At 65.1% G+C, this 13,360-nt stretch carries 9 protein-coding genes; 3 read left to right on the forward strand and 6 right to left on the reverse strand.

The genetic code is table 11. From position 1 onward, the window contains the following. Positions 1–117: 117 nt before the first annotated feature. Genes PFZ56_RS06920 through PFZ56_RS06930 form a run of 3 tightly spaced genes read right to left on the reverse strand, consistent with a single transcriptional unit; the run spans position 118 to position 4,150 of the window. On the reverse strand, positions 118–1,728 hold the full coding sequence (locus tag PFZ56_RS06920; protein WP_170002559.1) for an arylsulfatase: 1,611 nt from the start codon (positions 1,726–1,728) through the stop codon (positions 118–120). 14 nt (positions 1,729–1,742) lie between these two features. Then, positions 1,743–2,558, reverse strand: coding sequence for an ABC transporter ATP-binding protein (locus PFZ56_RS06925; protein WP_170002561.1), 816 nt, complete (start codon positions 2,556–2,558; stop codon positions 1,743–1,745). Continuing rightward, positions 2,555–4,150 (reverse strand): ABC transporter permease, encoded by a 1,596-nt coding sequence (locus tag PFZ56_RS06930; protein WP_170002563.1) that lies wholly within the window; start codon positions 4,148–4,150, stop codon positions 2,555–2,557. The genes PFZ56_RS06925 and PFZ56_RS06930 overlap by 4 nt, the downstream gene beginning before the upstream one ends. Positions 4,151–4,518: 368 nt before the next feature. On the opposite strand from PFZ56_RS06930, the gene PFZ56_RS06935 reads away from it, so the two are divergent. After that, the gene (locus PFZ56_RS06935; protein ID WP_170002565.1) at positions 4,519–5,541 is read left to right on the forward strand and encodes an ABC transporter substrate-binding protein; all 1,023 of its coding nucleotides are present in this window, start codon (positions 4,519–4,521) and stop codon (positions 5,539–5,541) included. A 264-nt stretch (positions 5,542–5,805) separates the two neighbouring features. Here the strand turns inward: PFZ56_RS06935 and PFZ56_RS06940 are convergent, their stop codons facing one another. Next, positions 5,806–6,726, reverse strand: coding sequence for a LysR family transcriptional regulator (locus PFZ56_RS06940; RefSeq protein WP_102862601.1), 921 nt, complete (start codon positions 6,724–6,726; stop codon positions 5,806–5,808). 183 nt (positions 6,727–6,909) lie between these two features. Here PFZ56_RS06940 and PFZ56_RS06945 point away from each other — a divergent pair, with 183 nt between their 5' ends. Beyond that, on the forward strand, positions 6,910–7,815 hold the full coding sequence (locus PFZ56_RS06945) for a TauD/TfdA family dioxygenase (protein WP_110651294.1): 906 nt from the start codon (positions 6,910–6,912) through the stop codon (positions 7,813–7,815). 147 nt (positions 7,816–7,962) lie between these two features. Here the strand turns inward: PFZ56_RS06945 and PFZ56_RS06950 are convergent, their stop codons facing one another. Together PFZ56_RS06950 and PFZ56_RS06955 are read right to left on the reverse strand one after the other, a co-directional pair. After that, positions 7,963–9,579, reverse strand: a complete 1,617-nt coding sequence (locus PFZ56_RS06950; RefSeq protein WP_170002567.1) for an alkaline phosphatase family protein — start codon at positions 9,577–9,579, stop codon at positions 7,963–7,965. Positions 9,580–9,853: 274 nt separating this feature from the next. After that, entirely contained in the window at positions 9,854–10,798 is a 945-nt protein-coding gene (locus PFZ56_RS06955) for a LysR family transcriptional regulator (protein ID WP_110651204.1), read from the reverse strand. A 154-nt stretch (positions 10,799–10,952) separates the two neighbouring features. Between PFZ56_RS06955 and PFZ56_RS06960 the strand changes: the two genes are divergently transcribed. Beyond that, entirely contained in the window at positions 10,953–13,325 is a 2,373-nt protein-coding gene (locus tag PFZ56_RS06960; protein ID WP_170002569.1) for a TonB-dependent receptor, read from the forward strand. Positions 13,326–13,360 lie beyond the last annotated feature (35 nt).

Here is a 13,360-nt window from a genome sequence, read left to right on the forward strand (position 1 = left end):
TTGCCGGCGAAAGGGCCCTGGAGACTTGTGTTGTTCTGGAGGACGCTTTCGCTGGCGAGCCAGCTCCTACACAAGCCCGCTCTTGCACGGTCCGGTTCATAGCCAGCTCCTACAAGCTCAATCCGGCTGGAACGGCGATTCGCTGAGGATCACTCCGGTTTCATCCACATAGCGCTGCCATTCCTCCAGCAGCGTGCGCAGTTTTTCCGGTTGGCTCTGGGCCAGGTCGTGAACCTCCCCCGGGTCCTGGCCCAGGTCATACAACTGCCAGGTCGCCGGGCCCACCGGCCCGGGGATGTACACCGCCTTCCACTGGCCCTGGCGAATCGCCCGGCGGCCGAACAGCTCCCAGCCGGTCACCGTGTGCTGGTCATGCACCTGGGCGGTTTCGCCGGAAAGAAAGCCCAGCCAGGACTTGCCCCGCAATGGCGCCACATCGCGCCCGCGCCAGCGCTTGCCGGGGTGACGCACGCCGGCCAGGTCGAGCAGGGTCGGGGTGATGTCCATCACCGTGCCGAAGCCGTGGCTGATCTGTCCCTTGAGCGGCAACTGCGGGTAGTGCAGCAGCGCCGGCACACGAATCCCGCCCTGGGTGGTGAAGGCCTTGAACAGCCGCGATGGCGCCGTGGCCGCCTGGGCCCAGGCCGGGCCGTACCAGACGTAGGAGTTGGCCCGGCCGATGTTTTCCAGGCGGTTGTCGTAGTGCTGGTTGAGGTAGGTCAAAAGCTCCGGGCCGAACTTGGGAAAGGCCTCCAGCAGCGCGCCTTCGGCGCCGTTGTCGGACATGAACAGGATCAGGGTGTTGTCCAGCTGGCCCTGCTGGCGCAGGTAATCCACCACCCGGCCGATGTTCCAGTCCATGCGCTCGACCATCGCCGCATACACCTCCATGGCCCGCGCCGAAACCTGCCGCTGTTCGTCGCTGAGGGCGTCCCACTCGGCGTTGAGGTTGATCAGCGGATGAGGCTCGACCTCGGCCTCGATCAGGCCCAGGGCCTTGAGTTTCTCCAGGCGTTCCAGGCGCAGCACCTCGGGGCCGGCGTCATAGCGGCCACGGTACTTGGCGACCATCTCCTCGGGGGCCTGCAACGGCCAGTGGGGCGCCGAGAACGGCAGGTAGGCGAAGAACGGCCGGCTCTGGTCGCGCTCTTTCAGGTACTGCAAAAGCTTGTCGCCGAAGGCATCGGAGGAATAGAAATCCGCCGGCAGTTCATCGATGAAGCGGTCGTCCTCGATGTACAGCGCCGGGGTGGATTTGAGCAGCCCGGGGGTGTGCTCATCGTAGGTGGGCTCGAAGCCGTAGTGATTGGCCGCCCCCGGCAGCAGCGAAAACGAACGCTCGAAGCCCCGGGCGTGGGGCGCGCGCTCGGCGGTGAGCCCCAGGTGCCATTTGCCGCTCATCAGGGTCTGGTAGCCGGCTTCGCGCAGCAGTTCCGGCAAGGCCACCACGCGGTCATTGAGGTAACCCTCGTAGCCCGGCTTGCCGATCAGTTCGGGGGTCAGGGCCTCGGCCATGGTGCCGATCCCGGCGATGTGATGGTCGGTGCCGGTGAGCAGCATGGAGCGGGTCGGCGAACAGGTCGGGGCGGTGTGGAAGTCGGTCAGGCGCAGGCCACCTGCGGCCAGGGCATCGAGGTTCGGCGTGGCGATCTCGCCGCCGAAGGCGCCGAGGTCGGAGAAGCCCAGGTCGTCGGCCAGGATCACTAGAAAGTTGGGACGTTGCGGCATCGCGGCACTCCTGTTCAGCAAGCAATGAAGGTCAAGGGCAGGTTGCGGATCTGCACCGGCTGCGGCGCCTGGTAGTGATCATCGCTGGTGAGTTCGTGGAGCAGTTCTTCACGCAGTTGGTGGAAGTCGAAACCGCTGCGCTGGCGTGGGTGCGGCAGGGCCACCTCGACCACGCGCTTGATGCGGCCTGGGCGCGGCTCCATCACTACCACCCGGTCGGCGAGGAAGATCGCTTCCTCGACATCGTGGGTCACCAGCACCGTGGTGATTCTTGCCCGCTCGCGGATCGCCAGCAGCTCGTCCTGCATCTGCTGGCGGGTTAGGGCGTCGAGGGCGCCGAAGGGTTCGTCCAGCAGCAGGATGCGCGGGCTGGCCACCAGCCCACGGGCAATGGCCACCCGTTGCGCCATGCCGCCAGAGAGCTGATGGGGATAGGCCCGGGTAAAGTCCTTGAGCCCTACCAGCTCGATGAAATCGTCGATCCGCCGCTGGCGCTCGGCGGCGCTCAGGGGCTCGTTGACCAGGCCCAGGCCGATGTTCTCGGCCACGGTCAGCCAGGGGAACAGACGGTGCTCCTGGAACACGATGCCGCGTTCACTGCCGATGCCGCTGACGGCCTGGCCGTCGACCCGGATCTCGCCGCGAAACTCGGTGTCCAGGCCAATCAGCAGGCGCAGCAGGGTGGACTTGCCGCAGCCGCTGGAGCCGACGATGGCGACGAACTCGCCGTCGGCGATATCCAGGTTGAATTCGCGGATCGCCTCCACCTCGCCACCGGCGACGGCGAAGCTCTTGCCCACGTGATTGAAACTGACCAGGGGTGCGTTCATGCGTGTCTCCAGCGGGTGGCGCGGGTTTCGAGTTGTTGGCCCAGCAGGTTGAGCAGGGCCCCGGTCAGGCCCACCAGGAGCATGCCGGCCATGATCAGATCCATGCGCAGCAGTTGCTGGGCGCTGATCATCTGGCTGCCGATGCCGCCATTGGACGGCATGAAGTATTCCGCGCCGATGGTGCCCATCCAGGCGTAGATCAGGCTGATGCGCAGGCCGGCGAAAATCCCCGGCGCCGCGCCGGGCAGCACCAGTCGGCGCAAGCGTTGCCAGAGGTTCAGGCGTAGCACCTGGGCGGCCTCCGCCAGTTGCGGTGACAGCTGGGCAACGCTGCGCTGGGTGGCGATGAATAACGGGAAGAAGGCGGCCAGGGCGACGAACACCCACTTGGCCAGCTCCCCCAGGCCGAACCAGGCGGTGAGCAGCGGCACCCAGGCGAAAATGGCGATCTGGCGAATGGCGGCCAGGGTCGGCCCCAGCAGTCGTTCACTGAGGCGCGACAGCCCCAGCAGCAGGCCAAGGGCCAGGCCCAGTCCGCCACCCAGGGCCAGGCCGCCGAGGGCGCGACCCAGGCTCAGGCCCATGCCTCCCAGCAAGCTGCCGTCCCGCAGGCCGTCGACAGTGGTGCTGAGTACTGCCAGCGGGCTTACCAGGATGTTGGCGTCCACCCATTGCCCTGCGCTCGCCACTTGCCACAGGGCCAGCAAGGCCAGGGGCAGCAGCCAGGGTTGCAGGCGTTGCCAGCCCTGGTAGCGCGGGCCACGGCGCAGAGCGGCGGTGGCCGGGTTCGGCCAGTGCACCAGGGTGCGATCCAGCCAGCCGATGCCGCGGTCCATGCACACCCCCAGCATGCCGATCACCAGGATGCAGACGAAGACGATATCCAGCATGAACAGCTGCCGCGCCCAGACCATCAGGTAGCCGATGCCTTCGCTGGAGGCCAACAGCTCCACCGCCAGCAACGAAGTCCAGCCGGTGGCCAGGGCCAGGCGCACCCCGGCCATGAACGCCGGCAGCGCGGCGGGCAGCACCAGGCGGCGGATCAGCAAGGCCGGGGGCAGGCGCAGCACTGCGGCGGCTTCTCGCAGCTTGGGCTGGGCGTCGCGCACGCCCACCAGGGTGTGCAAGGTCACCGGCACCACCACGGCCTTGACCAGCACCACCAGCTTGAGCACTTCGCCGATGCCGAAAAACACCATGAACAAGGGAATCCAAGCCAGGGTCGGGATCTGCGCCAGGGCGCCGAAGGTGGGGTACACCAGACGCTCCAGACGCCGACTGAAACCCAGGGCGCCGCCCAGCAGGGCCCCGGCGGCGATGCCGGCCAGCAAGCCCCAGAACAGCCGTTGCAGGCTGATCGCCAGGTGGCTCCACAGCTCGCCGCGGCCCAGCTCCAGGGCGCTGCTCCAGACCAGGGCCGGGGCCGGCAGGATCTGCTCGCTCATCCACAGGTTGCGGCTGGCCAGCCACCACAGGACGAACAGGCTCAGGGGCAGCAGCCAGGGCAGCAGGCGCTGATGGATTGCGGGCCAGCCCGGGCGTCCGTTGGACGGCGCCGCCAGGGGCAGGCTGAGCAGGGAAACACGGGCCATGGATGACCTCCGTCGTCGGGTACTGCATGGCGTGGGTCGATGCCGTAGGCGCTGGCTTGCCAGCGAATCAGGGCTGGCGGGCCTCTTCGCCGGCAAGCCGGCTCCTACGTGTTATGCATTTGTGATCTATTAAAAAACTTATCGATTCTATTAGGAGATAAGAGAAGCCATTTAAGGCTTCTGCCCGACACGCATCCAATGCATTTGAAGAATATTTTTCATGCATTTGATGCATATCCTCCGGGGCGCCCGTGGTCACTGGTTTATTCAATATGGTTATTAAAATGTGAATTTATAGTATTTAAATGTTGATCGATTCCGTGCCTACCTTCTGCTCCTCACAGCCTTTGCCATCAGGAGCCGCACCCATGAACCTTCCCTTCAAACGCGTGATCAGCCTGTTCACCGCGCCGGCCCTGGCGGGACTGCTGGGTTGCCTGCCGCTGCTGGCCCAGGCCGCAGAGCTCAAGGAAATCCGCATCGCCGTGCCCGACCTCAGCGCCGGCACCCAGCACAGTGGTGGCGGAGTGGTGGACGTGCTGCGTCAGCAGCAGATCTTCGAAAAGGCCTTTGCCGACCAGGGCATCCAGATCCAGTGGAATTTCTTCAAGGGCGCAGGCCCGGTGATCAACGAAGCCTTCGCCAACGGCCAGGTGGACCTGGCCTATCTCGGGGATCTGGCGGCCATCATCGGCAAGTCCAATGGCCTGGATACGCGTTTGCTCAGCGCCTCGGCCCGTGGGGTCAAGCATTACCTGGGGGTGGTGCCGGGCTCGGGGATCAAGACCCTGGAAGACCTCAAGGGCAAGCGCGTGGCGGTGTTCCGTGGCACCGCCACCCAGCTGTCGTTCGATGCCGCCCTGGCCAGCCGGGGCCTGAGCGAGAAGGACCTGAAAGTGGTCAACCTCGACTTCAACGCGGCGGTGGCGGCCCTGGCGGCCAAGCAGATCGACGCCTCCTGGGGCAGCACCGGGCTTTCCGCCCTGCGCAGCAAGGGCCTGGCCGAACTGCCCCTGAGCACCAAGGACCTGGGCGGCGCCGGCAGCGTGCAGAGCGTGCTGGTGGGCGCCGGCAAGTTTGTCGACGAGCACCCCGAAGCCGTTGAAAAACTGCTCAAGGCCCAGCAGCAGGCCGTAGAGTGGCTGACCCAGGACAGCAACAAAGACGCCTATATCCAGCTGGTGTCAGGCTTGGCCAGCTACCCGCCGGTGATCTTGCAGGAAGACCTCAAGGACCAGCGCCTGAGCGAGATCTTCCCCTCGACCCTGGACCCGGTGTTCCTCGGCAAATTGCAGGATTCGGTGGATCTGGCGGCCAAGGAACGGTTGATCCGCAAGCCGTTCAAGGTAGAGGCCTGGGTCGCCCCACCGCTCGCCGCCGCCGGCCTGTAACCCCCTTCCTGAACCCCTGTAGCCGCTGCCGCAGGCTGCGCCCGGCACCGTAGGGGCCGCCGGGGCCGGTAACGCGGTTTACCTGGAGGAACCGGGTGCCTCTTGCGCCGACTGCGTCGTCGTTCGCAGCCTGCGGCAGCGGCTACAGGGCTGCGTTCGGCACCGTGGGGGGCGCTGGGCCGGCAACGCGGTCTACCTGGAGGAGCCGGGTGCCTCTTGCGCCGACTGCGTCGTCGTTCGCAGCCTGCGGCAGCGGCTACAGGGTTAGACGGCGATGCCGTGGGTTTGCTGGTCGACCGCCACTAGCACTTCGATCAACTTGCGCGCCGCTGGCGACAGGCGAAAACCGCTGCGGCTGACGATGCCGCAGCGGGCATTCAGGCTTTCGATGTTCTGCGGCAGGTTGCGCCAGTGCAGCAGCACCAGCGACCCCTGTTCGATGTCTTCGGCAAAGGCCTCGGCGGTGCCCACGCCAATGGCATTGGACTGGCGGACGATCTTCACCAGCGCCGGAAAGTGTTCAGTCTCGATGGTCGGTGAAAAGTCGATGCGTCCGCTGAGGTTGGCCAAAAGCTTGCGAATCCCCGGAGGGATCAGGGTGGTGGCCAGGGGGTAGTCGAACATGTCGTTGGTGGACAGGCTTTCCTTGGCCAGCAGCGGGTGCCCGGGGCGGCAGAAGAACACCCCGCGCTTGGGCGTCAGCGGCTGGGTCTGGTAGTTCGGGTCGGCCTCGAAATGGCGGATGTCGGCGATAAAGAATTCGATCTCTTCGCGGTTCAGGCTGCGGCTGAGTTTCTCCCAGTTATCCACGGCAAAGCAGGTGCGCACCTTGGGGTGGGCGCTGCTGAACTGCGCCACCGCGTCGGGCACCAGTTTCACCGCCGGCGCCGGGCCGCAGCCGAAGCGCACCTCGCCGGCATCGAGCTTGGTCATCTGGGTCACTTCGCTGCTGAGCAAGGCCGCGCCCTGCACCAGGCTCAAGGCGTGCTGCAGCACCACCTGGCCTTCCGGGGTGGGGCGCAGATCCTTGTTGCCACGGTCCACCAGTACGCAGCCGAACTCCTGCTCCAGGCCCTGGATACTGCGGCTGAAGGCCGGTTGGGTGATGCCCATCGCGTCGGCGGCACGGACAAAACTGCGGTGTTCATTGAGGGCGATGAAGTAACGCAATTGGCGAAGATCCATATGCTTTCCCGGCATCCGAAAAATAGCTCGAAGGCATTTGCGACGAGTGAGGAATGAGGTTTTAAATGCAAGCTCTTATTCCGTCAACGAAGCATGTAGTTATCTATTAGATCCAAATTGAATATAGATAGAGCGTTGTTTCGCGGCGGTTCCCACCGTAAGCAGTCGATGAGGGTGTACCTGATGAGCAATGCCGCCTTAGCCGTTAAACCCGCTGTTGATGCCCTTGATATCCACCCGGTGGCCGGTCGCATCGGCGCCGAGATCCGTGGCGTGCAATTGTCCGGCGACCTCGACGCCGGCACCGTGGACGCCATCCAGCAGGCGCTGGTGCAATACAAGGTGATTTTCTTCCGTGGCCAGACCCACCTCGACGACCAGAGCCAGGAAGCCTTCTCCCACCTGCTGGGCGAACCGGTGGCCCACCCCACCGTGCCGGTGCGCGACGGCACCCGCTACCTGTTGGAACTGGATGGCGCCGAGGGTCAGCGGGCCAACTCCTGGCACACCGACGTGACCTTCGTCGACGCCTACCCGAAAGCCTCGATCCTGCGTTCGGTGGTGGCCCCGGCTTCCGGTGGCGATACGGTGTGGGCCAACACCGCCACCGCGTACAACGAACTCTCGGCGGAACTGCGTGAGCTGGCGGACAAGCTCTGGGCGGTGCACAGCAACGAATACGACTACGCCGGGGCCAAGCCTGATGTCTCGGCGGAGAAGCTGGAGCGTTACCGCAAAGTCTTCACCTCCACCGTATTCGAGACGGAACACCCGATCGTCCGCGTGCACCCCGAAAGCGGCGAAAAGAGCCTGGTGCTGGGGCACTTCGTCAAGCGCATCAAAGGCTATTCCCAGGCCGATTCGGCGCACCTGTTCAACCTGCTGCAAAGCCACGTCACCCGCCTGGAAAACACCGTGCGCTGGCGCTGGAGCGCCGGTGACGTAGCGATCTGGGACAACCGCTCGACCCAGCATTACGCCGTGGACGACTACGGCACCCAGGACCGCATCGTGCGCCGCGTGACCCTCAAGGGCGATGTCCCTGTGGGCGTGCATGGCCAGCGCAGCCAGACCATCAAAGGCCTCTGACCCGCCCCACGGGCATTTACCCGATGAACCTGCCCACTGTAGGAGCTGGCTTGCCAGCGAATGCGCCCCAGAGAGCGCTGCAAGGCTTGGGGGCCTCTTCGCCAGCAAGCCGGCTCCTACGAGGGGCGGTGTAGGCGTGGGTGGGGGTTACCACACGCCGATCTGCACCAGCTTTTCGCTTTCCGGTTCGCCGTAGCGGAAACGCTGGCCCCGCAGGTCGATTTCCTCATGGCTGATGGTGGTGCGGCGTTTCAGGCCGCGCAGCCATTGCAGCAGATACCCCAGGTGTTCTTCACGCACCGCGGCATAGGCCGGGTCGGCTCCCAGGTCATGCAACTCCTGGGGGTCGTTGTGCAGGTCGAACAGCTGTGGGCGAAAGCCGTCGTAGGCCAGGTACTTCCAGCGTTCGCTGCGCACCATGGTCATGCGGCAACGGTCGATGGGCTGGCCCAGGCGCTCCCGGGCCGGGGCCTGGAAGGCGTAGTCGTATTCGCTGATGGCGTAGCGGCGCCAGTCCGGTTCGGCGCCGTGCAGCAGCGGGATCAGCGAGCGGCCTTCCAGGCGATGTTCGGCTCCCGGCAGGCCCAGGGCCTCAAGAAAGGTCGGCAGGGCGTCGATGGTTTCCACCAGGCGTTCATCCACCGTGCCGCGGCTGCTGTCCGCCGCCGCGCGCGGGTCGCGGACAATCAGTGGTACACCCACCGCCGGCTCCAGCAGAAACTCCTTTTCCCCCAGGCAGTGATCGCCAAGGAAGTCACCATGGTCGCTGGTGAAGACGATCAAAGTGTCGTCCCAGCGGCCGTTGCTCTGGAGGAAATCGAACAGCCGGCCCAACTGATCGTCCACCTGCTTGATCAGCCCCATGTAGGTCGGCACCACGTTCAGGCGCACTTCATCCCGGGAAAAATTCAGGCTTTCTTCATGCTGGCGGAAGGCGGCGTAGACCGGGTGATCGCTGAGCTGCCCAGGCGCCGCGCGCACGGCCGGGATGACCTGCTCGGGGCCATACAGGGCGTGGTAGGGCGCGGGGGCGATGTAGGGCCAGTGCGGCTTGATGTAGGACAGGTGCAGGCACCAGGGTTGCTCGCCCTGTTCGCTGATGAAGTCGATGGCGCGGTCGGTGGTGTAGACGGTTTCCGAATGTTCCTCGGCGACCCGGGCCGGCAGGTGCGCGTTGCGCATCTTCCAGCCGCTGAGGATCTGCCCTTGCTCGCCGGCTCCAGCGTTGGCCCAGTCGTGCCAGGGGTTGCGCCCGTCATAGCCCAGCTTGCGCAGGTAATGGGTGTAGGGCGCCGACTCGCGTTTGTCATCGAACAGCGGGTCGTCGGGGTAGATGCCGTCGTGGCGCAAGTAGGGCTCGAAGCCGACTTCGTTCAGCGCCTCGGCCTGGGGGCTTTCGGGGTCGATGGCCAGGCGTTGCAGGGCATCGAGGTTGGGCGTGGCGTGGGTCTTGCCCACCAGCGCAGTGCGAATGCCGTAGGGCCGGAGGTAGTCCCCCAGGGTCAGTTCCTCCAGGGGCAGGGGCACGGCGTTCCACGCCACCTGATGGCTGCTGACATAGCGCCCGGTGTAGGCCGACATCCGTGATGGACCGCAGATGGTGCCCTGGGTGTAGGCGCGGCTGAAGCGCACCCCGGCGGCGGCCAGGCGATCGATGTTCGGGGTGTGCAGGTGTGGGTGGCCGTAGCACGAGAGGTAATCCCGGCGCAGCTGGTCGCACATGATGTAGAGCACGTTGCGCACGTGCGGATGGGTATTGGACATGGGGTTCACCGAGGGGAAGACAGGCGAGTTTTTTCGCCTCCGGCGGGGCCTCCCGGCAAGCGCATTTGCCGAATAGTTTTGATGCAGGGCGTGCATCGCTCAGGTCCTTGTAGCCGCTGCCGCAGGCTGCGATCGGCCGCGCAGCGGCCGCCGGGGATTTGCCGTGGATGGCCGGGGCGAGGACTGCGTCCTCGTTCGCAGCCTCGCAGGCTCGGCAGCGGCTACAGGTGCAAGCGCAGGGGACGAGTGTCGGGGCAGGACGCCAGTCAGGGGCTCAGACGGCCAGGTTGTCGAGGGACGGCAGCGCTTCGTCCTGTTCGTCGATGGCCTTGATCTCTTCGATCATCGCCGCCGCCAGGGGCGACAGGCGATAGCCGGCGCGGCTGACGATGCCGTAGCGGGTGTAGAGCTCTTCCAGGTCGTCGGCCAGCCCGTCGATCTTCAGGCACACCAGTTCGCCCTTGGCGTTGTGCAAGGCATCGCTGTAGGAGCCGACGATGCCGATGGCGTCCGAGCGCATGACCACGCCCAGCAGGCTGTAGCTGTTTTCGCATTCCACGTTGGGCGTGAAGTCCGGCTTGCCGCTCAGGTCGACAATCACTTTGCGCAGGTTCGGCGGGCGGATGGTCACCGCCAGCGGGTAGCTCATCAGCTCACTGGCGCTGACGCTGGCGCGCTGGGCCAGGGGATGCCCGGCGCGGCAGCAGAAATGCCATTTGCGCGGACGCAGGCGCTGGGTCAGGTAATCCGGATCGGCCTCGAAGTGCCGGGTGTCGGCGACGAAGAACTCGAACTCTTCGCTGAGCAGGCGCTTGCTCAGGCTTTGCCAGTCATCCACCTGGAACTGCACCCGGGCCTTGGGGTAGCGCCCGATAAAGCTGCCGATGGCTCGGGGAATCAACCCCGAGGCTGGGGCCGGGCCGCAGCCGAAACGCAACTCTCCCGCCTCCAGGCCATTGAACTGGCTGATCTCGTTGGCCATCTGCTGGGCCCCGCTGACCAGCCGGCGCGCATGTTCCAGCAATAACTGGCCCTGCTTGGTCGGCGCCAGGTCCTTGCGCCCGCGATCCACCAGCTGACAACCGACGCTGTGTTCCAGGGCCTGGATGCTGCGGCTGAAGGCCGATTGCGAGAGGTTCACCGCCGCTGCGGCCGCGACAAAGCTGCGCTGTTCAGCGAGGGCGATGAAGTGACGGAGCTGGCGCAGATCGATATGCATTTTTCACATAAAAAATATCGGGGAAATGCATTGGCTATGCATTAGGTCGACTCCTTATAAAGGCAATCTCTTATGCAGTAAATCTTTGCAAAAACATAAATAAATAACTTTAAGGAATATACGAGGCTGTATATTTTCTGACCAGGAGCCGCCCATGAGCCCGTTGTCCCTCGCGTCACCCCTCTCGCCCCGGCGGCTCAAGCGCCTGCCCCTGGCGCTGTTGCTGGCCGGCAGCGCCAGTTGGACGCCGACCTGGGCCGAAGAGGCCCCGGCGCCGGACACCGCGCCGGCCAAGAACAGCGCCAACAAGACCCAGGCCGACGATGGCCAGTTGCAAACGGTGACCGTGACGGCTCGCCGCCGCGAGGAAAGCTCGCAGAGCGTGCCTACGCCCATGAGCGTGGTCAGCGGCCAGGCCCTGGAGAGCCAGCGGGTGTATCGCATCCAGGACCTGCAGCAACTGGTGCCCAGCGTCAACGTCGCCTACATGCATGCGCGCCAGTCCAGCGTGTCGATCCGTGGCCTGGGCAACAACCCGGCCAGCGACGGCCTGGAAGGCAGCGTCGGGTTGTACATCGACAACGTCTACCTCGGAAGGCCGGGGATGGCGGTGTTCGACCTGATGGACATCGAACAGCTGGAAGTGCTGCGCGGTCCCCAGGGCACCCTGTTCGGCAAGAACACCACCGCCGGGGTGATCAACATCAGCACCCGGGCGCCGAGCTTCACCCCGGAGCGCAGCATCGAAACCTCCCTCGGCGAGGACGGCTACTTCCAGACCAAGGGCACGATTTCCGGGCCGCTGACTGATGAGCTGGCGGGGCGTTTTTCCGCCTACCGCACCCGCAGCGACGGCGACATCAAGAACGAGTTCGACGGCCACGATCTGAATGGCGGCTCCCGCCAGGGCTTTCGCGGGCAGTTGCTGTACAAGCCCAATGACAGCTTCAACCTGCGCTGGATCGGCGACTACAACGAAGAGGATTCCAGTGCCGGCACCCGGGTGCTGTACAGCACCGGGCCGACCATCAACGGCACCAATGTCTACCAGTCGCGTGCGGCGGCGGCCGGGGCGACCCTGGTCAACGGTTCGCACCGCAAGGTCAACCTGGACAACGACCAGCATGTCACGGTGTTCCAGGGCGGCACTTCGCTTGAGGCCAACTGGACCCTGCCCAGCGACTTCACGCTGACCTCGGTCAGTTCCTACCGCTGGTGGAACTTCACTCCGCGCAACGACGATGGCCTCAACGTGGCGGCTACCTACAACGCCGGGGTTTCAGTGGAAGACAAACAGTGGTCCCAGGAATTCCGACTGGCCTCGCCCACTGGCGGCTTCTTCGACTACGTGCTGGGTGCCTACTACTTCGGCTCCGACCTGGACAACAAATCCTTCGCCTATTACGGGCCCAAGGCGGACATCTGGAACGGCACCCCGGCCGGTGCCTTGAGCAACGTCACCAGCATCGGCAACGGGCACATCCAGACCAACAGTTTCGCCCTGTTCGCCCAAGGCACCTGGCACCTGACCGAGCGCCTGGATTTCACCGCTGGCCTGCGGGGCACCTACGAGGAAAAAAGTGCCTGGGTCACCCGCAACGCTCCGCTGGGTGGCGCGGCAGTGGTCGGGGCTGCCGCCAATGCTCGTCGCGGACGCACCGGGGCCTATGACTCCGGTGACCTCAACCAGTACAGCACCAGCCCTTCGGGCCTGCTCAACCTCAGCTACCGCTTCACCGATGACCTGCTGGGCTACGCCACCCTGTCCCACGGCGAGAAGTCCGGCGGGGTCAATCTGGTCGTGGGCTCGGCGCCGACCGCCGGGGCGGACTCGCTGTTGATCGGCACCGAGCGCGCCAACAACGCGGAACTGGGCTTCAAGAGCACCCTGTGGGACCGTCGCCTGCAACTCAACGCCAACCTGTTCTGGACCCAGGTCAATGGCTACCAGACCAACGCCTACGACGACGCCAATCGCGTGCAGTACCTGACCAACGCCGGTTCGGTGCGCTCGCGCGGGGTGGAGGTGGAAAGCACCCTGGTGCCGATTCGCGGCCTGACCCTGAACCTCAACGGCTCCTACAACGACGTGCGCTACCTGTCCTACAAGGATGCGCCGTGCCCGCCGGAAGTCAGCCTGCGTCCTGGCGCACCGGCGTCCTGCGACCTCAGCGGCCACCAGGTGGTGGGTGCGTCGAAATGGATCGGCAACGCCAACGGCGAGTACAAGTGGAACCTGGATAACGGCCTGGAAGAGTACGTCACCGCCAGCTATGCGTTCCGTTCCAAGGCGGTGGGCACCGTGGAGGATTCCGAATACGGGCAGATCCCCAGCTACGCCGTGGTCAACCTGTCCACCGGCCTGCGCGGCAACTACGAGCAGGGTCAGTGGGACGTCTCACTGTGGCTGAAGAACGCCTTCGACAAAACCTACTACACCACCCTCTGGACCGGCGGCAACGGTGGTTACGAAGGCCTGCTGGGCACGCCGCGAACCCTGGGCGTCACAGGCCGCTACGACTTCTGAAACCCGGCTTCACGGACCTCGCGCCGCAGAGCCCC

Origin of the sequence: Pseudomonas danubii (assembly GCF_042980055.1) — a bacterium.
GTDB lineage: Bacteria > Pseudomonadota > Gammaproteobacteria > Pseudomonadales > Pseudomonadaceae > Aquipseudomonas > Aquipseudomonas danubii.

What these genes read in the sequence shown, in the direction of transcription:
- PFZ56_RS06960 (WP_170002569.1), top strand. Translation starts at nt 10,953, where the DNA reads ATGAGCCCGTTGTCCCTCGCGTCACCCCTCTCGCCCCGGCGGCTCAAG.
- PFZ56_RS06935 (WP_170002565.1), top strand. Translation starts at nt 4,519, where the DNA reads ATGAACCTTCCCTTCAAACGCGTGATCAGCCTGTTCACCGCGCCGGCC.
- PFZ56_RS06920 (WP_170002559.1), bottom strand. Translation starts at nt 1,728, where the DNA reads ATGCCGCAACGTCCCAACTTTCTAGTGATCCTGGCCGACGACCTGGGC.
- PFZ56_RS06940 (WP_102862601.1), bottom strand. Translation starts at nt 6,726, where the DNA reads ATGGATCTTCGCCAATTGCGTTACTTCATCGCCCTCAATGAACACCGC.
- PFZ56_RS06930 (WP_170002563.1), bottom strand. Translation starts at nt 4,150, where the DNA reads ATGGCCCGTGTTTCCCTGCTCAGCCTGCCCCTGGCGGCGCCGTCCAAC.
- PFZ56_RS06945 (WP_110651294.1), top strand. Translation starts at nt 6,910, where the DNA reads ATGAGCAATGCCGCCTTAGCCGTTAAACCCGCTGTTGATGCCCTTGAT.
- PFZ56_RS06950 (WP_170002567.1), bottom strand. Translation starts at nt 9,579, where the DNA reads ATGTCCAATACCCATCCGCACGTGCGCAACGTGCTCTACATCATGTGC.
- PFZ56_RS06955 (WP_110651204.1), bottom strand. Translation starts at nt 10,798, where the DNA reads ATGCATATCGATCTGCGCCAGCTCCGTCACTTCATCGCCCTCGCTGAA.
- PFZ56_RS06925 (WP_170002561.1), bottom strand. Translation starts at nt 2,558, where the DNA reads ATGAACGCACCCCTGGTCAGTTTCAATCACGTGGGCAAGAGCTTCGCC.